The sequence below is a fragment of the Sphingobacterium sp. B16(2022) genome, from assembly GCF_012030425.1.
In the GTDB taxonomy this organism is placed as follows: domain Bacteria; phylum Bacteroidota; class Bacteroidia; order Sphingobacteriales; family Sphingobacteriaceae; genus Sphingobacterium; species Sphingobacterium anhuiense.
This window is the reverse complement of record NZ_JAAUVN010000003.1, coordinates 616,731-637,302: the sequence shown is the minus strand read 5'-3', so window position 1 is coordinate 637,302 and position 20,572 is coordinate 616,731. Positions and strand designations below refer to the sequence as shown.

Sequence of the window (20,572 nt, the reverse complement as noted above, 5' to 3'; positions counted from 1 at the left end):
ATTAAAAATTCACACTTAATCCAAAAGAATAGATGGTTGAGAACGGGTATGATTTACCATCGTTCCATCCTCCTAAACCTACCGTCTCTGGGTCGAATACTTTTGCCATTTTTGTAAATGTCAATAGATTCTCTCCGGAAGCATATACACGGATTTTTGACAGTCCGATCTTTGATAATAAAGTTGGGTTGAAGGTATAGCCGAGCTGCGCATTTTTTAACCGTAGATAAGCGGCATTCTGTATATATCGTGTCTGGGTCTGCTGGTTCTTTTGGGTGTTGAAATAAGGTCTTGGTAGGTAGGCATCGGTGTTGATCCCCAGCACATCGTTCTGTACCATCACTGAATTCTCGTCCCTAAAGAAATCCATGTTTTCCTGGAAACCTGCGGATTGCCACATACCGCCATTGGCACCCCAGAAATAAGGTCCGTTGGGCACGTGATCCCGTTTTCCAATTCCCTGAAGAAATACCCTAACGTCAAATCCTTTATAATTGGCAGTAAGATCTAAACTGTATCTAAAGCGGGGTAGGCTATTGCCGATAATGCTCATATCACCAGGATTGGCCAAGGTATTTGCTCCATTATTTACTTGTCCATCTCCATTTTTATCCAAATACATAACATCTCCTGCTTGCCATTTGGTAGCGAAGGATTGTTTGGTATTCGCAATATGTGCATCCATCTGCTCCTGAGTCTGTGCGATACCTAGCGTTGTATAACCCCAGATCTCTCCGTTCTTTTTACCGTTATACCATTGGGTAAAATTTCCGGTTGAATTAGGGTATTTTGTGATGGTCTGTTGATCGTCTGATAATACAGCACGTACGCCATAGTTGAAATCTCCGATATCGTCTTTCCATGAAAGTTCAACTTCAAACCCTTTAGAGTACATTTCTGAATTATTGATGCGAGGTACCGCTGTTCCTAAAATCGCAGGTAGATCGGGTGCTGGACCAATCATGTCATAGGTATTTCTTTTATAGAGATCAAATGCGAGTCCTAAACGATTGTTGAGAGCCGCGACATCCAATCCTAGATTCCAGCTGGAAACACGTTCCCAGGTTAAAGAAGAGGAGATTAAATTTGGAGCACTTGCCGAATTTGGTTTCACACCATTGAGTAACCAGCTACCTTGTCCAGCTGTAACAGGCATGATGGAATAGAAAGGATACCAGTTGTCTGTTCCCTGATTACCGAGTTCTCCATAAGATCCTCTAATTTTGAATAGTGATATTTCAGATTTTAGAGGCCAGAAGGCTTCGTTGGAAATATTCCAGCCTGCAGAAAATGAGGGGAAGAGATTCCATCGTAAGTCTGTCGGAAATCGAGATGAACCATCGTAACGGGCATTTAATTCCAATAGGTAACGGTCTTTATAGCTATAATTGACCCGGCTAAAAAATCCTGCAATAGCCCAGTGCTGATAACCACCATTGGTTTTCGGGTCTAATGTTGCGGTATTTAACGTAGGGATATCGTCTGTGATCAAACCGCTCATAGTCCCTCCTAGCGTTCTGTACTTATTCAATTCTGAATTGAATCCTGCCAGAACTGTAAACTGGTGGTCTTCGGCAATATTGAAACTATAGTCTGAAAATAAATTGGTACTGAAGTATTCATCTTTTCGAGCAGTTTCCCCGACACTGGTTCCGCCAGCACTGTTGTATCCGACCGGAACAAGGAAAGGTTCTTTGTTTACTGCATAAGCATAAGCTTTTAAAATTTCCCCGTGATCATTCCTATTGGTGATTCTGTAATTGACATTACCGGTGATATTCCAACCTTTGACCGGTTGATATTTTAATTGGATCTGCTGATATAAAAAGTCTTTTTGGTAGTTGGTACGTCCTCCGTCCAGTAATTGATTTATTTCTGAAGGTTCTGAAAAGAATCCATTATCATCGCGTACAGGAACGGTTGGCCAGCGTCGGGCAATATTATGATAATAAAGGTCATTCATATGCGTTGCTTTATCAAAATCTTCTCTTACAAACCGGGTATTTGTTAATAGATCTAGCTTATCGGAAATTTTGACATCTAATTTTGTAGCAAATGAAAAACGTTTGAAATTATCGTTTGCATATTTATTTAAACCATCCTGATCCATATAATTCAGTGAAGAATAATATTTAACACGGTCTGATCCACCGTTCACACTCATGGTATGTTCATGTGAAGTGGAGAAGTTTTTATAAAATTCTTCAAACCAGTTGGTATTGGCGTTCGATCCGGTATAGTACTGCCATTTTCCATCTGCACCCGCTGTGGAGACGGTACTGATTTCTCCATTTTGATAGGCAATGATTTTATCAAGGACAGTTTGTGAAAATTTGGCCGCTTCGCCATCATTCGCTGCGACCTCATTGTAATAGTAAGCAAATGTTTTAGAATCCAGCATGGTTGGTAAACCTCGTGGTGCACTTAACCTGATATTGTTGTTGTAATTGACCACCGGTTTTCCGATTTTCCCTGCCTTTGTTGTAATTAAAATAACACCGAAAGGAGCTCTAGAGCCATATATAGCGGCTGAAGCAGCATCTTTTAAAACGGATATATTTTCGATATCCTGAGGATTTAGCGCATTCATATCGCCCTCCATTCCATCGATCAATACCAATACAGATGAAGAGGAACCAACACCGATTGTACCTGCTCCGCGTATATTGACACTCATGGTTTGGTTAAGTTCGCCACCTAGACCAGCAGTTTGCAGATTTAGTCCCGGTACCATTCCTTGTAGGGCCTGTCCTAAGTTTTGCACAGGTCTGGACTCAAGTTGCTTTGCGCTGACCGTAGAGACGGAACCCGTCAAATTTATTTTTTTCTGTGTGCCATAGCCAACGACGACAACTTCGTCCATGGCAGAAGCGTCCTCCTCCAAGGTGATACTCATCTGCGCTGAAGCGATATTTTCGATTGTTTTAAAGCCTACATAACTAAAAACTAAGGTTGATCTGGCATCTTTTACTGTTAGTGTGAATGTGCCATTTTCATTTGTAGTCGTACCATTATTTGTCCCTTTTTCTCTGATGCTTACTCCTGATAGAGGACTATTGCCGGATTTATACACTTTACCGGAAACAACCAACTGTGTTTGTACAGGTTCTGTTATCACAGTTTTAGCGGTTTCCAATTTGGGCTTAATCAAAATTGTGTTGCCATTCCATTCGTAATCAAAGGGTTGTTCTGCTAATACCAGTTCCAGGGTACGTTGTAGCGGCAGTCTTTTTATATCTACAGAAACAGGTTTTGCTTTGCCGATTAATTCAGTATTATAAACCATCCTGATTCCTGTCTGTTTGCGAATACTGACGAGTACTTCTTTTAAGCGGGCTTCTTTTACGCTTAAGCTTATTTCTTGCGACAGTACATTGGCGGAAACCTGTAAGCTCACAATAATAAGGAAAGTTGTTATTTTCATTTTTAGGAAAAAACCATTACATAAGATTGCAGGGATTTCCTTCAAAAAAATGAAAAATAATTCCCTACAATGCATCATTTTATTTATACATTTGTTCATTAGGTGATTGATTAGTAATACTTTAAGTTTATTTGGTTACCTTTTAATTGGTTCAGTTGCATGGCGGTGCAACTGGATTTTTTTGTTTTTAGGTGTTTGTTTAGTTGTTTTTTATCATAGGCATATTTTTTAGTAGGTTTTGAATGGATAATTATTTTTCAACTTTTATCGTATTTTGCTTGAATTGGAATTTGACCGGTCCTGTCTTTTCCAGCATTTTCAATACATCTGAAAGTCGTACTTGCTTGGATAATTGTAGTGTATATCGTGTTCTTGGAAGTGAATTATAATCCACTTTTACATCATACCATCTTGCAATGACACGTAATATGGACGCCAATTCTTGATCTTCAAATAGAAAATCACCATTTTTCCAAGCCATAACAGATTCTATATCAGCTATGCTATGTTTTGATAGGCCAGAATGATGATCGGTCGTTACTTTAAAATTGGGCCTCATGAGAATGGTTTTTTCATCTTTTCCATGTAATGATCGAAGTGCAATTTGCCCCTCTAGCAGGGTTGTTTCTGAATAGCTTTCATCTTCATAAGCATTTACATTAAAATGGGTCCCTAAAACCTGGATTTCCTGCATGCCGTGCTGCACAGTAAATGGAACTTTTTTCTTTGCCACTTCAAAGTATGCCTCTCCCTGCAGCTGTACTTTTCTTTGGTGGCTAAAATCTAAATTGTACGAGAGAGAAGATGCTGAATTTAACCAGACATGTGTTCCGTCTGGAAGTAAAACTTCATATTTGCCCCCACGAGGTGTTTCTATGCTATTGGTACCTTTCAATCCTTTTGCTTTTGTATCCGCAATGATATACAGGAGCTGGCCATCATGATTGCTTTTCACCGTCAAACCTTTTTCTTTTAACAATGTCAGATTACTGCTATTGCTATCATCAAGTGAAATAGTGGTTCCATCCGCAAGTCTTAAGATGGCTTTATTCGTTCCTGGCATGATCTGTTCAGCTTGTTGAGACAGGTCTACTTTGGAAGTATTTTCAAGCTTTTGATTGAAATAAAGCATTCCAGTAATGCTCAGCATGATTATTACTGCCGCAGCTACCGGAAACCATCGTTTCCAATTTATAAATCTGCTCTTTTGAAAATGGATTTGATTTTCAATCTTGGATAAAATCGCCAATCGGCGCTCATCTGTAAAGAATGCTTCGTCCAATTCTTTTCCCTTACCATAGGTCTCATGAAATCTGGACAATAGCTGTTCTTCTTCGAAAGATGTTTCACCTGCGAGATACGTATCCAGTAATGCTAGAATTTCTTTTTGTGTCAAAATTTATGGTTATATGTATATATGAGTAAAAGGGATGATCTATCCCTAGGCAAAAATTGATTTTTTTTAAGGATGGAGTAGAAGAACCATAAATAACTCCACGCTGAGGGTTTTTCCCAGATTACTCCTTAAGAATAGTAGCGCATTTGATATATGATATTCAACTGTTTTCGTGCTAATGGCCAATTTTTCAGCAATTTCTTTATGTGAAAGATGCTCCAGACGGCTTAACTTAAAAACTTCTTGGCAACGGGAGGGAAGTGCATCGATAATCTGATTGATCTGTTGATCGAGTTCCTTATATTCCAATAGTTCTTGATTGCTATCGGTGCTCAGCGTATCCATAAAATTTACAATATCTTCTGTAATAGTCTTACGTCTCAATTGTCTCAGTACCTCATAACGTACAGATGCGTATAAATATGATTTTAAAGATATTTTAATGAACAGTTTTGAACGGATTTCCCAGAGGTTCACAAATACTTCCTGAATGGCATCTTCACATTTGTCATGGTCCTGTAGTATACGGTAACTGGATTGGTATAAGTTTTTCCAGTACTTATTGTATATAGCGGTAAGTGCTGAATGGTCATTATCCCTCAACTTTATCAATAGCTCGTCATCCCCAAATTGAGTGTTTTTCATAAAGCGGTTTTCTAGATACCCAATATATGTAGTATTTTTATAAATCACAAATTATGTAGTACATAATATATGGTTTTCAATCTTGTTATTGCTTTGAAAATTAGTTTTTTATAGGTATGCATGTGGCGAGTGTTAACGCTGTTTTGCGGATCGGATTTATTGAGTTTAAATTTATTTGTAGTAATAGTCTTTTACAATAATGATACGATTAGATATAAATCTTTCGGTTCGAAAATGCAAAAAAAAGACTGCCCCCACATAAGTAGAGGCAGTCTTTTTGTATTTGATAAATGCTTATTTAATAATTTTTATTTTGAACTAAACTTCCTTTTCCTGCATCAATGGCACTTTGTGGTATCGGCCAAAGTTCATTTTTACCAGCAGTAAACGTTCTTTTTTCCACTAGGAATCTATCGGTTAAATTTGTAAAAGTAACTTCACCTGTAGTCGAATTAACTGATCCTTTAGATAAACTTCCATAAACAGTTGTATTCATTACATCTTGGGCAATACCCCAACGTATAATGTCAAATCTACGTCTGCCTTCACCTGCTAATTCAACTCTAAATTCACGCCTAACCAGCTCTCTTAGCTTAGCTTGAGAGGCATATTCGGATTCATTTACTTTTGGTAAACCTGCTCTTATTCTTACCTTGTTCAGTTGATCATAAACTGTAGCATTTATTTGATTTAGTTCAATTTTAGCTTCAGCATTTAGCAGTAAAATCTCCGCATATCTTTGTACAATAATATTCACGCCTACATTCCACACATTACTATAAGATGAAGGGTTTTGAAGATATTTACGGTAATTATATCCTGAATTAGATGCGTTATCTGCACTTGCTGGGTGATCTTTGGTATCGCCTAATGGGTCGAAGTATTTTCCAGCATACAATGCTCCAGGGTATACAATAGTAGCAGCTAGTCTTGGATCTCTATTATCATATGGTTTGGCAGGGTTGTAAGTCGTAGAGGAAGCAATGGTTTTTCCGTCTTTCGTTTCATATGCGTCCACAAGATTTTGGACAGGAATAATTGAACTCCAACCCCCGATGGTATTCGGCATCATAATACCTAGCTCAGTATAACCAAATGTATTTTCTATATATTGGATATCTGAAATGACTTCTAAGTTATTTTCGTTAGCGGCCTCAAACAGATTAGCATAGTCATTAAATAATTGATAATGGTTGAAATCTATGATTTGTTGAGTTGCCTTCAAAACATCAGCATGTTTATTCTGAAAAGCATATGTTCTAGCTAAAAAACCTAAGGCTGCCCCTTTTGTCATTCTTCCTTTTTCTGCTTGAACGACAGGTAGATCTGCTGCTGCAGCTATTAATTCATCTTCGATAAATTTAAATACTTCTGCCCTCGGGTTAGCTGGAACGGCAGAATCTTCTATGGCTAAGGTTTTGGTTATTAAGGGCACATCTCCGAAAAGAATGGCTAAATCTAAGTATCGATAAGCGCGCAGTGTTTTTACTTCTGCTGTTAATCTTTTCTTCAAATCAGCAGCAATTGGAGCTTTATCAATATTCTCTAAAATCCAGTTTGCTCTCCTAATATGTGTGTAGGTGAATCTTGAACTCGCATTACCTGGGTTTGTCGGGTTGAATGATCCATTACCGATTTGTTGAAAGCCTTCGTGTGAAAAATCATTATGTGAATTGTCTGAGGCACAATCCATGTAAAAGATCTGGCTGCCGGACTCCCATCCATTATATAATCCCGTTACTGCAAAAAGTGTTTCTTTTTCTGACGTCCAAAACGTTTTTTCACTTAATCGGTCTAATGGCTGTTGGTCTAATGACTCGCAAGAAGCTAACCCTAAGGCACATGCCAATATGATGTATTTATATTTACGTAACATTTTTTTTCTTTTAAAAGTTAACATTCAAACCAAAAATATTGGTCTTTACCTGTGGGTAATAATTTCCTCTTGAATCTGCTGGTGCTTCTGGATCAAATCCGTTGGCAAATCCTGTAATTGTCAATAAGTTTTGACCACTGTAGTATACTTTCGCTCCTTTGATACCAATTTTGTTCAATACACTTTGTGGTATATTGTATCCTAATGTGATATTTTTTAAGCGGACATAGCTTGCATTTTGAACCCAAAAATCGGAAGGATTAGTAGATGCTGAATTTTGACTCCAAGAGGTTAACGCTCGAGGCATAGAACCATTTGGATTATTGACAATATGGAAACGGTCGGCATAAATTTCTGTTGGTTTATCCGAACCGGTAATGCTACCTAAGGCTTCACCCCAGAGGTATCCTTTTACATCAGCAGCGCCTTGCCAAAACATATTAAGATCAAAATTTTTGTATGAGAAATTAGTTGTAAGGCCGAAAATGAATTTTGGATCAGGGGAGCCTAGATAAACACGGTCATTACCATCGATTTTACCATCACCGTTTTGATCTTTATAGATTAAATCTCCAGCGCCAACATCTCCTGTGACACCTGTAACTTTGGAATTAATATACTCTTCATCGGAACGGTAAATGCCCAATGTCTCATAACCATAAAATGAACGAAGTGGTAAACCACGATCGCGGACATAAAATGTAGAATGTGGCTCTGCGGCATCTGATTTCCACTCTAGGATCTCATTCTTAATGTAAGATGCATTTGCACCAATGTCAAATTTAAACTCTCCAGCTCTATTAGCATAATTTGCTTGAACTTCTAAACCTCTATTTCTAACTTTTCCTGCATTTTGAGTCGGAGAAGGAAGTCCAAATTGAATTGGTATAGGTAAAGTTGTATACAAACGATCGGTCGTGCGATTGAAATAATCGATTACAAAACTCCAGTTGTTTTTAAAGTTTAAATCTAAACCGATGTTAGAACTTACTGATCTTTCCCAAAGCAAAGCTGGATTTGCGGCAACAGAAACGGCACCTCCAGACGATAAGGCATTGCCAAATGCATAGTTAAAGCCAGAGTTTATGGTGTAAATACCTGGATACCACTCGTCATTGGTAGGATAAGCGTTTTCACCTACGCCAGTTAAAGTTTGATTACCTAAGATACCCCATCCACCTCTAAGTTTTAATTCAGATATGGAATTTGCTAAACCTGAATTCTGAAAGAAATTTTCCTGTGCTATTCGCCATCCTGCAGAGAATGATGGGAATGTGTTCCACTGATTGCTACTGACAAATCTGGATGAGCCATCTCGTCTCACATTGGCTTCAAATAAATACTTATCAGCAAATACATAATTTACACGACCAAAATAGGATCTTAAAATCAATTTTTTAGCTCCACCATTTGCCACTTGTCCAGAAGGGTCTCCTAGAACTAATTCTTGTAATTCAGTTCCTAAAAAATTCTGACGATATGCACTCGAAAAATCGGCACGTCTTGTTTCGTCCATAAAACCACCTAAGACATTAAGTTGATGCTTACCAAAAGTCTTGTCATAGGTTAGTAAGGATTGAAGCGTTAATAATTCTTCTTGATTGTTATAAACCGTTAAGTTATTTACACCTTGTTTTTGACTTGGTAAACCTGTGGTGTTATCATAGAATTGAATTTCCTTTACAAATTTTGAGGACATATTATCTCTAGGCTGGAAACTCACGACCTGCTTAAATTTCAGTCCTTCTACGATTTGATACTCAGCGGATACATTGATGTTGGCATGTTTATAGATCATGGCATCAGTTGATTTCATATCTAACCAGGCAATGGGATTTCCATCACCGTAATAGCCATAATATCCATTGGAGTATTTATAGGGAATGAAAGAAGGTATCCGATTGGCCTGCCTAAAAATTTGAGCCATATCTCCTGTATATGGATTTACAGGTTCATTGATCCGTTGATAGTTGTAGGATAAACCTAAATTCATCGAAAGCTTTGATGTAATTTTAGCTCCTAGATTTGTTCTAAAGTTATAACGGTCTGATTTAGCGACATCAATAACACCTTTCTGATCCATGAAACCCAAAGAAGCCATGTAATTTACCTTTTCGGTAGCACCAGAATACTGCAGATTGTGTGACTGCTGTAGACCGCTTCCAGAATATAATAAATCTAACCAATCGGTATCGGGGTATTTATCGGGATTAGATTTATTTTTGAATCCTTCTAAGTCTGCTTCTGAAAATCGTAGTGCTAACTTTTGATTCGCCAAGGCTTCATTCAAGATAACAGCATGATCGTATGATCGCATGTATTTAGGTAAGCGTGTCGGATCTTGCCAGCCAGCATAACCGGTATAGGTTAATTGCGGATCGCCCATTTTCCCTTTTTTTGTCGTGATCAAAACAACCCCATTGGCGGCTTTAGATCCATAAATGGCAGCACTAGGGCCATCTTTAAGGACAGAGATGTTTTCAATATCATTGGGATTGATGTTGTTCATGGAGCTCTCCACACCATCTACCAAAACTAAAGGGTTGGCATTGTTGGTGGTACCCAGTCCACGGATACGAATCGTTCCACCGTCTTTCCCGGGTTGACCTGAATTTTGAATGATGGTTACTCCTGCAAATTTACCTTGTAAGGCCGTTGATACATTGGTTACCGGACGATCTTGTAGATCTTTACTGCTGATTGCTTGTACTGCTCCAGTTAGGTTGACTTTTTTCTGTGTTCCAAAACCAACCACTACAACTTCATTCAACGTTTCATTGGATTCGGTAAGCTGTATAGACATGTTTCCAGATGTGATAACACGTTCTAATTTTTCAAATCCAACTAAAGAAAAAATTAAGGTTTGTCCTGAATTGGCTTTTATTGAAAATTGTCCTTTTTTATCAGTTGAAGTTGCGATTGTGGGATTTTCCTTGACAGTAATTGTGACACCATTAAGGGGGCCGGAACTGGAGGATACTGAGCCAGAGACAGCTTGTTGCTGGTTGAGTTGAAGTTGTACAATAATTTTATCTGTATTACTTGCATGTACATGATTTGGCATAGTCAAAGCCAACATGAGGGCAGATGTAATGGGATAAAAGTTAGTTACAAAAAAAGGTTTAGTAATCTTTTTTATCATAATGTTTTAATTAGTGAGTGTGGTTTATATTATGATTTGTCATCATAGGTGTCCAAAATACACCAAAAAAAATTAAAACAAAAGAGTTGAAAAGAGACAATCGATTGCGTAAAATGCTTCGTTAAGTATTTACAATTACAGATTATAAAAGACATCTAACGTAAATAAATTTATTCTATTTGCTCTTTGTGATCTTGTATTAACAAAAAGAAATTGCGACTAAATTCAGCTACTTAACTACTTAAGAAGTTTTTTGTGCTATTGTATAACGAGGTGATATCTCCTAATATATCCGTCATTAGCGTGCTTCATTTTTATGGAAGCTTAAACATAATGTTATGTTAACACAGCCTTAACCCATAATTGATCTTACATGCGTAGTATTGCAACAGTTTTAAACAACCCTGCAATTGCTTGCTGTGTTTTGAAGACTTATGAAGAATGAAAAATAGAAGAATTAAATTTTATCGGTATCCTGTATCTAAAGCTACCTCTTTGCTATTGATCGCAGGATTAGGAATGACGACTGCTGAAGCGAACAACAATTTTTTTTCTAAGCAGGAAACCTTAGCTATCAAACAACAAGGTATAATCGTTTCAGGACGTGTTGTCGATACAAAAACAAATGTTCCTATTGTGGGAGTTACGGTTTTGGTGGAAGGTAAAGCTCTAGGAACAACAGATGCACAAGGTAAATTTGAAATTAAGGCCCTACCGAATCAACAGGTAACTTTTAAAAGTGTGGGATACCAGCCGGTAAAGCGCACTTTTACGTCCAATGCACAGCAAGTTGTCATTGCTTTAGAATCTTCAGACGTTGCAATTTCTGAAGTTGTCGTGACGGCTCTGGGAATTAAAAGAGAAGCAAAATCACTAGGTTATGCAGTTAGTACCATCAGCAGTAAGCAGATGACCGATGCGGCATCCAGCAATTGGGTGGATGCGATGAAAGGCAAAGTTGCGGGTCTTAATATTACACAAGCGAGTTCAGGTCCTTTGAATACAGCTAGAATTACACTTCGCGGTGATCAATCCTTAGATCCGACGAAAAATGAGGCCTTGATTGTTGTTGATGGTGTGCCTATGGTAAATGGTCGCTTTAGTTCTGGCGTAACGGATGCTTACGGAGCTGGATCGAGTGGTGCAGATAAGGATGTACCGGTCGATTTTGGGAATGGGCTTGGTGATATCAACCCGGATGATATTGAGTCGATCTCCGTGCTAAAGGGTGCAGCTGCGACTGCATTATATGGAAGCAGAGCAGGTAATGGTGCATTGATCATTACGACAAAATCGGGTAAGCGGAATGCTAAGGGAATGGGCGTTACGGTTAATTCAAATACAAGTTTTCAGGATATATTGAAAATGCCCGACTTGCAGTATGAATATGGTCAGGGAAACCTAAACCGTAATGCTGCTGGAGAGCTTTACTATTCGTACGGGCTCAGTGAAGATGGCGCGAGTACGGGAGGCACTTCCAGTGCCTGGGGACCTAAATTTGATGGACAGCTGTTTTACCAATATGATCCGGCTGTTGAAGGTCAGGGTGCTACACGTACTCCTTGGGTACCTTATAAAGATGGTGTAAAAGGTTTTTTTAAAACCGGTGCGACTTATATGAACAGTGTGGCATTGGATGGCGGAAATGATAAATATTCGGCCCGCGGTTCCATCACACATACCAAAAATAATTGGATCATGCCGAACACAGGCTTTGAACGTCTGGTAGCATCGTTCAATACAAGTGCTCAAATTAGTGATAAATTGAAATTAAATTTAAAAGCTAATTACACGAATAAGACGAGTGATAATCTGCCTGCAACGGGGTATAATAATCAGTCGATTTCCTACTTTATGATCTTTCAAAATCCAAGTATTGATTTGGATTGGTACCGCCCGATGTGGCAAAAAGGTCAGGAGAATATTAAACAGATCCATCCTTTCAGTTCCTATATTGAAAATCCATTTGTTATCGCCAATGAAATGACCAATAGCCTAAATAGCAATGGTTTTGATGGAATGGTACAAGGTGTATATACGTTCAATCCGAAATGGGAATTGATGGTACGTTCTGGTATGAATATGAACTCTAACCTGCGCGAGCAACGCCGTCCTTGGGATACAGCAAATTTCCCTAAGGGCTACTATAAACAGCAGGATATCTTCTATTTAGAGTCGAATACTGACGCCTTATTGACGTATAACGATCAACTTACACCAGACTTTAAGATCCGTGCTACAATGGGTGGTAACTTGATGAAGCGGAATATCAAAGAAGCTGCAGGGATAGCTCGGGGTCTAAATATACCAGGAATATATAAATTGAGTAATGCCCTGACCAATGGTTTGGCCGATGGAAACAATTTAACACGCAGAGAGATTCAAAGTATGTTTGGTTTGGTGAATTTATCATGGCAGGATAAAATTTATGTGGATGTTACCGCTCGCAATGACTGGTCTTCAACATTACCTGCGGAAAACCGCTCTTACTTCTATCCTTCGGTTAGCAGTAGTTTTGTCTTAAGTGATCTGATGACTTTACCAAAGGCGATTTCTTTTGCCAAATTGCGTCTATCTTGGGCACAGGTTGGTAATGATGCAGATCCTTATCAAACGAGTAAATATTACTCAAGTTCTATTTTCCCAGGGTCAGCAGAAGCTCCTTCAAAATTACATAATGCGGAACTGAAGCCCGAAATTTCGACTTCTACGGAGGCTGGATTGAATGTTGCATTCCTGAACAATAGATTGACGGCTGATATCAATTTTTATTACAACCGCTCTAAGAACCAGATCTTAACGGTGCCTTTAGATCTGACAACGGGATACAGTTCTGCCATCATTAATGGTGGTTTAATCCGAAATCAAGGTCTTGAAATCAGTTTAACGGGTACACCGGTTAAAAATCAAAACTTCCAATGGAATACGACCTTGACCTGGTCTAAGAATGATAACAAAATCTTAGAATTAAGTGAGGGAGTAGATACACCGCAGCAGATTATTGCTTCTAGTGGGTCTGGCGCTGCACAGATTATTGCAACGGTTGGTGGATCTACGGGTGATCTGTGGGGATATGGCCTGGTAAGAAATGATGCTGGACAGGTTCTGATTGATGGAAAATCAGGACTTCCTGTTCGACCATCGGATAAGGTGAAGATAGGAAATGCCTATGCCGATTGGAGGGGTGGATTCAGCAATGAATTCCGATATAAAAACATCAGCCTAAGTGCTTTGATTGATGGACAATATGGGGGTATAGTATATTCCCAAACGCACCATAAAATGTCTGAACAGGGTAAACTGACCAACACGTTGAAGGGACGAGAGACAGGAATGATCGCTGGTGAAGGTGTGATTGCCAATGCTGACGGAACTTTCAGCCCAAATACAAAAGAAGTGCCTATCAATACCTGGTATGGTGATTATTACCGTCGTGCGAATGTCGAGACGAATAGTTTTAATGCTTCTTATTTAAAACTTCGTGAAGTACGTTTTGAAGTCGCTTTACCTAAAAATTTAATATCCCGCTGGAAAGTGAATAGTGCTTCTATCGCCTTTTTCGGGAGAGATTTATTTATGATCAGCAATTTCCCGATGTTCGATCCGGAGACTGCCGCATTAAACGGTGCTACGATTATGCCGGGAGTGGAAATGGGACAAATGCCGAGCACAAAAACATATGGTGTTAATTTGAGAGTGAGCTTTTAAGGAGGAATTTAGAGATGAATAAAAAATATATCGGTATCGCATTTTTAGCTGGACTTACTAGTCTTGTAAGCTGTACCAAAAATTTTGATGAATTAAATACAGATCCCAATAAAATTGAACAGGTGACACCCGGTTCTTTAATTACACCCACAGTATATGGGATGAGTACCTATTTTACAGTACGAAGTAATGACTTTACCTGGGAAATTATGCAAACAGGTTTGGCCAATCCCAGCGCTGCGAATGGCATCCACCGCTACTATTTTACAGAACAGTCGGGCGATGGCACTTGGAATACAAGCTATGCTTATCTGCGTAATATCCGCGAAATGGAAGCGGCTGCGTTGAAAAGTAATAATGAAGCTTATCAGGCTGTTGCTAAGACTTTGAAAGCCTATATCGTAGGTATTTTAACCGATAGCTTTGGAGACGTTCCTTTGTCTGAAGGTCTGCAGGCTGAAAGTGGCGTAACGAAACCTAAGTTTGATACGCAGGAACAGATTTATGCGGATATGGTAAAGGGATTGGAAGAGGCGAACAAGCTTTATCAGGGTGAATCTGTCATGAATGGGGAAGATATCCTGTATAAGAATGATAAAAAGCTATGGCGTAAATTTAATAATTCGTTACTACTACGTTATTATTTACGTCAGTCGAAACGTATGGATGCTTATTCAAAAATAAAGACAATTTTAGATAACCCGACGGATTATCCGATTTTTCAATCGAATGCAGAAGCAGCGGTGGTACAGGTGACGGGCTTAGCACCTTATGATTATGCTTGGGGAAGAAGACAGGATTACGTGAATTTTACGGCAATGGCTGAATTTTTTGTAGACAATCTGAATGCTTTGAATGATCCTCGCCGTCCCTTTATCATGAAAGAAGCGACACGTTTAGTAGATGGTAAAGTGGAGAGCATAGGCTATCGTGGAATCCCGGCAGGGCATTCCGGCGATCTTTCTGCCTATAACTTCAATCCGAGCACACCGAATGGAGATTTAGTATATCCAGAAGCGGTGGGTACTCCTGTTAAAGAACTGATCATGCCTTATGCTGAGGTTGAATTTATCAAAGCAGAAACTTACTTAGCATTAGGATTGACAAATGAAGCTAAAACGGCGTACGAGAAAGGTGTAAAAGCTTCGATAGAACAATATGGTGGTGTTATGCCGGCAACTTATTTTGAGAATGAATCCGCAAAATTTGATGGTACTCAGGAACGCATTATGATGCAGAAATACCTGAGTTTATTTATGGTGGATTATCAGCAATGGTTTGAATATCGTCGCACGGGTTTTCCAAAACTGCCTAAAACACCTTATATGTTTCATGATGGGGTAATGCCATCGCGTTTTATGTATAAAAATGAGGTCAGAAGGTTTAACCCAGATCATTATGCAAAGGCTGTTGCGCAAATGGGGGGAGATACTTACCACACGAAAGTATGGTGGGAAAAATAGTTTTTTAGAGCAATATCATATCGTTTTATTTTATGAGCCGATTACATCACGTAATCGGCTCATTTTTTGTGATGGATGGAAGGTTAGATTGTGAGAAGATTAGAAATTCAGCTTTAGACTTTTAGATTACTCATTCACTATATGACTATTCGGAAGGTGAGAAAGTGATTGATACACCTGTTCCCATGCAAGCGATAAGCTGAAATTTTGTGTATAGTGTTTGCAATTGGTTTAGGAGTTGCTACTTTTGCAAACAAATTAATCTTTATTTAAATTAACATCCCTTTAATGATCGTACGAATTCTGATTTTTATCACGCTCACATTTAGTTCCTTTGCCTTAACGGCGCAGGTCAGTCCCCGCATTTCCAGCTCCTTGGATTCCAGTAAATCAGTTGGCTCTGGAAAACCTCGATTGATCTTTCAGCTTGAACATGAAAGTGGCGGTGAATTGAAGATGAATGAACGTACAAAGGAAACGCTTGCAGATTCGTATTACAGTGGTATTAATTTCCGCGTTGGCTTTCAGAGTCAGTACCGTGACTCTGTCACGAGTGTGTACAATGAACTATACAATTACCCGATCTATGGTATTGGAGTGTATAGCAGTACTTTTGGACAGGAGCATCTTGGTAAACCTTTTGCAGTCTATGGCTTTGTTGCCATTCCTATTTCACCAAAAGTAGATAGCAAATGGAATTTTAATTACCGAATTGGTCTGGGACTTTCTGGGCGGTTCAATCCTTATAACGAAGAGGATAATCCTTTAAATCTGATTATTGGCAGTAAGAATAATGTTTACATCGATCTTGGGGTACAGGCAAATTACCGGTTGAGTCAAAAATTCCAACTTGGAGCAGGAATTGCTTTTCATCATTTCAGCAATGGTGCCCTGGCATTGCCCAATACAGGAATAAACTTATTACCGCTCAGTCTTTCTGTGGCATATAACCCTTCAAGCAAACCTTTTGACTTTAGAAAATCGACAGTTCCGCCAATGGAAAATAAGCAGGAACTCCACTTTAATTATGCTTTTGGATTTAAGCAGATCGATCGTGAAAATGATAAGCAATACTTTAAATCAACACTTGGCGCTTATTATAGTAAACATTTGGGTTATAAATGGCGTATCGGTGCCGGAATGGATGCTTTCTATTCAGCTAGCGGTAACGATAAACAAGTTGCAGGCAATAAAGCGGGGTCATTTTCTGCGTTATTTTCTTACGGACCGGCATTTTACATTGATCACGTTCTGAATTCAAGATTATATCTTAATGGTAATGTTGGAGCTTATTTACACCGTAATAAATTTAATGGTGAGAGTAGCCCGATCTATCTGAGAGCCGGGGTTCGGTACAAAGTTTATCGCGATATTTTTACAGGTGTTTCTATTAAAGCCCATGCCGGAAAAGCGGACTTTATCGAATGGACTATGGGGTACGGATTGCAGTTAAAAAAGAAAAAGTAGCATTATTATAAAAATACATCATAAAAAAGAGCATCTGAATTCAGATGCTCTTTTTTGTGGAGACTACTGGGTTCGAACCAGTGACCCCTACCTTGTCGAGGTAGTGCTCTAAACCAGCTGAGCTAAGCCTCCATTGTTGTTCCGGTAGGTCATAGAAACGGGTTTGCTTCCCTGTGCCTGAATGAACTGGTGCAAATAAAGCAATTTTATTTGTAAAATAAAAGTTAGTTACTTAAAAGCAGTTAGATTTTAGTATTTAGATGCTAGTAATTAGTAGTTAGATGGTAGAAGGTTAGAAAGTTAGTCGATTAGAACTTTTGTTGCCGGGTTATTTAATAGTATTTAGACGATATAAGATTACTCGGTCACTATATTAAAAGTTTTTTAATTATTTTTGAGAGAATTGACATTTGAGAAACTATGAAACAAACGGCTTTACCTCAGAATGTGAAAGGACTTAATGCGGTAGTATTAATCATAATGGCTATCTTTACCTTGGATTCTATTGAACCTTGGACCGCCTGGAATGTGGATCCGACATCTCCTGGTTATGGCTGGAACAGATTCAGTTATTTTACAATCCAGAGTAATTTTATTGCGATGGTTACTTACCTGATTGCCGCGGTGGCAATTTTTAGAAATAGGCAACTTGGTGAATGGTTCAGGTATCTTCGCGCGGGAGCAGTTCTTTATATGATGGTAACCGGGATTGTATTTGCCGTTCTGCTTCGTAACACGCAACTTGACCCAGACCATTTTAGCTGGAGCAATTTTATTCTGCATGAATTTGGTCCATTTTTTATTACTGTCTGGTGGTTGTTATGGCCTTCACGAAAACCGATTACATCCGGCAAAGCTTTTTATTTATTGATATTCCCGTTTTTGTGGGTCATCTACACGTTTATCCGAGCTTCGATAAAGGGTTGGTACCCTTATCCGTTTTTAGATCCTGCAACTGCCGGAGGTACAGCGGGGGTTATGACCTACGTATGCGGTTTAACAATATTCTTTGTCGTTCTTTGTCAACTGCTCGCATGGATTAGCCGTGCAAGGGAAAATAATAATACACTTTATTAAGTATTGAGATAATAGTGTTTAGACGATAGTAGGTAGTAACTAGATTAGAGCCGATTGCTTCGAAGAAATTGCCTATTTTTGTAAGTTGTGAGATGGTTAAAAAGTTAATGGGTTAGAAAGTATGTCACTTGTGACTGTTTTACATTAAAATAAAAAAGAATTGGAAATACTACTTGTTGAAGATGAGCCATCTGTAATTTCGTTGATTGAAAGGGGATTGAAAGGAGAAAACCATTCGATCAGTGTCGCTATGGACGGATTTACGGGATTAAAAATGGCGGGTCTTAACCAATATGACTTGATTATTTTGGATGTGATGCTTCCGGGGATGAACGGGTTGGAGATCTGTAGAAATATCCGGAAGACGAATAAAGATGTGCCGATCTTGATATTAAGTGCACTAAATCAGACGGAAGATATTGTTGAAGCATTTAATCGTGATGCTGATGATTATCTGACCAAACCTTTTAAACTGGACGAACTTCGTGCGCGAATCAATCGGCAGTCTCGAAAGGCCAGACAGCAGACCACGACCAGTAACACCATTACTATTGATAATCTCGTCATGGATAGAGACAGTAAGAATGTGCAACGTGGAGGTAAATCCGTAATTCTGACGGCTACTGAATACCGATTACTGGAATATCTAATGGTCAATAAAAATAAGATTTTATCCCGGGTTGATATTTTGGAAGAAGTATGGGGTATGGATTTTAATATGAGTACCAATGTGGTGGATGTTTATGTCAACTACCTGCGAAAAAAAATAGATTATCCTACAGAAAAGAAACTTATCCATACTGTTATCGGTATGGGCTATATACTGAGAAATGAAAATTAGAACTAAGGTCATTGTCCTTTTTTCAGCGATCTCGATCGCCTATATTGTATCCTTCGCCCTATATGTTTCTTATTTTACGAAGGACAGTCTGCAGACCAAATTCTATCACCGGCTGGAAGAAAATGCCACTATTGTTGGTAATCATATCATACAGAATGATGCGTATAATAATAAGGTGTATTACGAAGTAACCCGAAAATATCTACGTCAGCTTTCTGAAGGTAAAGATTATCTGTTGCGGATTGTTAAAGGGCATACCGATCTCCGCTATAAACCCGATCTCCCTTTACCCGATGCCTTCTATGAAGAAGCTATTGTGAACGGAAAAGCGCAGTTTCTGCATAATAAAACCTCCTATGTAGCCCTATTTTTTGTCGATTCTTTACACAAGGAAAACCTATTGGTTATTTCTGCTGGAGTTGATGAGTATGGACATGATGAACAACAAATACTGGATCATACTTTGATTTCAGGTGGGGCATTAGCCATTATCTTGGTTGTTCTGCTGTCTTTTTATTTCGCGAATAGACTGCTTGCACCTATCAAAGCTATCAATAAGGAATTGACTCAGGTGGATATATCCAATCTGAACAAACGGGTTAAAAATAACTATTCGAATGATGATGATGAAATCGGAATATTGATTTCCAATTTCAACGCGATGATGAAACGACTGGATATTTCGGTCAAATCACAGCAGAGCTTTATCGGCAATGCATCCCACTCGTTACGTACGCCTTTAACGATTATTGGTGGGGAAGCAGAACTGGCCTTGCATCATCTGGATAAAAATCATGAAGCGTATTACTCGGTCGAGGCAATTGTTAAACATGCTTCAAAGATGAATCTCATCATCAATAATCTTTTGCTCTTGTCACGCACCGGATTTGAGGGTAAGATCGAAAGCAAACAGTGGATCCGGATCGATGAACTCTTATATGATGTGCAGAAGAGTGAAAAAAGCATGAACCCGGACTGTGAGATCTTTCTGGATTTCTCGCATATTCCTGAGGATAGCAGTGAGATGAATATCTTTGTAAATCCGGATCTCTTTTATATTGCTTTCAGTAATATTGTTTCTAATGCCTGTAAGTACGGGGATAAAAAAATGGTCACGATTTCACTGGTCTGTCATGAAAATCTTGTGGTAGTCAAAATTGCGGATCATGGTATCGGTATCCCATTACACGATCAGCCGCATATTTTTGATTCTTTTTATAGGGCCTCCAATGTGGGTGCAATCTATGGAAACGGATTAGGATTAGTACTGGCCAAGCATATTTTTGAATTGCATCATGCCATACTTTCGGTTTCCTCGATTGAAAATAAGGGGACATCTGTTAGCGTCTATATCCCTAAGTAATTTTTCTATTTTTGTGCCCTTAAGAGGAATTTATTTTAAAAATTTTGTTTTCATGTTGGTTTCATCAGCATGAAAATAGATAGGGAAAAGTAATTTTCCTTCATTATCTGTTGTTTTTTAATTTATTGGTTTTAAGGAGCTTAAGATATGTATTTTTGTTTAAACTAATT

Annotated in this window: 11 protein-coding genes and 1 tRNA gene; 6 read left to right on the top strand and 6 right to left on the bottom strand. The window is 38.7% G+C overall.

Annotated features, from left to right (window positions below; translation table 11 throughout):
• Window position 1: 1 nt before the first annotated feature.
• From HCX49_RS17080 to HCX49_RS17060, 5 genes are all read right to left on the bottom strand, one after another.
• On the bottom strand, window positions 2-3,424 hold the full coding sequence (locus HCX49_RS17080; protein WP_168127723.1) for a TonB-dependent receptor: 3,423 nt from the start codon (window positions 3,422-3,424) through the stop codon (window positions 2-4).
• Window positions 3,425-3,674: 250 nt separating this feature from the next.
• The gene (locus tag HCX49_RS17075; RefSeq protein ID WP_168127722.1) at window positions 3,675-4,820 is read right to left on the bottom strand and encodes a FecR family protein; all 1,146 of its coding nucleotides are present in this window, start codon (window positions 4,818-4,820) and stop codon (window positions 3,675-3,677) included.
• A gap of 66 nt (window positions 4,821-4,886) precedes the next feature.
• On the bottom strand, window positions 4,887-5,465 hold the full coding sequence (locus HCX49_RS17070; RefSeq protein WP_132769655.1) for an RNA polymerase sigma-70 factor: 579 nt from the start codon (window positions 5,463-5,465) through the stop codon (window positions 4,887-4,889).
• 298 nt (window positions 5,466-5,763) lie between these two features.
• Complete coding sequence (locus HCX49_RS17065; RefSeq protein WP_168127721.1) at window positions 5,764-7,341, bottom strand: RagB/SusD family nutrient uptake outer membrane protein; 1,578 nt, start codon at window positions 7,339-7,341, stop codon at window positions 5,764-5,766.
• Window positions 7,342-7,351: 10 nt separating this feature from the next.
• Window positions 7,352-10,483, bottom strand: a complete 3,132-nt coding sequence (locus HCX49_RS17060; protein ID WP_237682835.1) for a SusC/RagA family TonB-linked outer membrane protein — start codon at window positions 10,481-10,483, stop codon at window positions 7,352-7,354.
• 441 nt (window positions 10,484-10,924) lie between these two features.
• On the opposite strand from HCX49_RS17060, the gene HCX49_RS17055 reads away from it, so the two are divergent.
• The 3 genes from HCX49_RS17055 (at window position 10,925) to HCX49_RS17045 (ending at window position 17,121) form a co-directional block, all read left to right on the top strand.
• Window positions 10,925-14,191: a SusC/RagA family TonB-linked outer membrane protein gene (locus HCX49_RS17055; protein ID WP_237682834.1), complete on the top strand. Its 3,267-nt coding sequence runs from the start codon at window positions 10,925-10,927 to the stop codon at window positions 14,189-14,191.
• Between the two features lie 14 nt (window positions 14,192-14,205).
• Window positions 14,206-15,654, top strand: coding sequence for a SusD/RagB family nutrient-binding outer membrane lipoprotein (locus HCX49_RS17050; protein ID WP_132769652.1), 1,449 nt, complete (start codon window positions 14,206-14,208; stop codon window positions 15,652-15,654).
• A gap of 288 nt (window positions 15,655-15,942) precedes the next feature.
• The gene (locus HCX49_RS17045; protein ID WP_168127720.1) at window positions 15,943-17,121 is read left to right on the top strand and encodes an acyloxyacyl hydrolase; all 1,179 of its coding nucleotides are present in this window, start codon (window positions 15,943-15,945) and stop codon (window positions 17,119-17,121) included.
• 57 nt (window positions 17,122-17,178) lie between these two features.
• On the opposite strand, the gene HCX49_RS17040 is transcribed toward HCX49_RS17045, so the two are convergent.
• Window positions 17,179-17,253, bottom strand: a tRNA-Val gene (locus HCX49_RS17040).
• A 288-nt stretch (window positions 17,254-17,541) separates the two neighbouring features.
• On the opposite strand from HCX49_RS17040, the gene HCX49_RS17035 reads away from it, so the two are divergent.
• The 3 genes from HCX49_RS17035 to HCX49_RS17025 all read left to right on the top strand — a co-directional run bounded on the left by HCX49_RS17035 (window position 17,542) and on the right by HCX49_RS17025 (window position 20,402).
• A complete protein-coding gene (locus tag HCX49_RS17035; RefSeq protein ID WP_132769649.1) occupies window positions 17,542-18,198 on the top strand; it encodes a Pr6Pr family membrane protein in 657 nt (218 codons plus the stop codon).
• A 160-nt stretch (window positions 18,199-18,358) separates the two neighbouring features.
• A complete protein-coding gene (locus tag HCX49_RS17030) occupies window positions 18,359-19,039 on the top strand; it encodes a response regulator transcription factor (RefSeq protein WP_021192013.1) in 681 nt (226 codons plus the stop codon).
• Window positions 19,029-20,402, top strand: a complete 1,374-nt coding sequence (locus HCX49_RS17025; RefSeq protein WP_021192012.1) for a sensor histidine kinase — start codon at window positions 19,029-19,031, stop codon at window positions 20,400-20,402. Before HCX49_RS17030 ends, HCX49_RS17025 begins: the two co-directional genes overlap by 11 nt.
• Window positions 20,403-20,572: the final 170 nt, after the last annotated feature.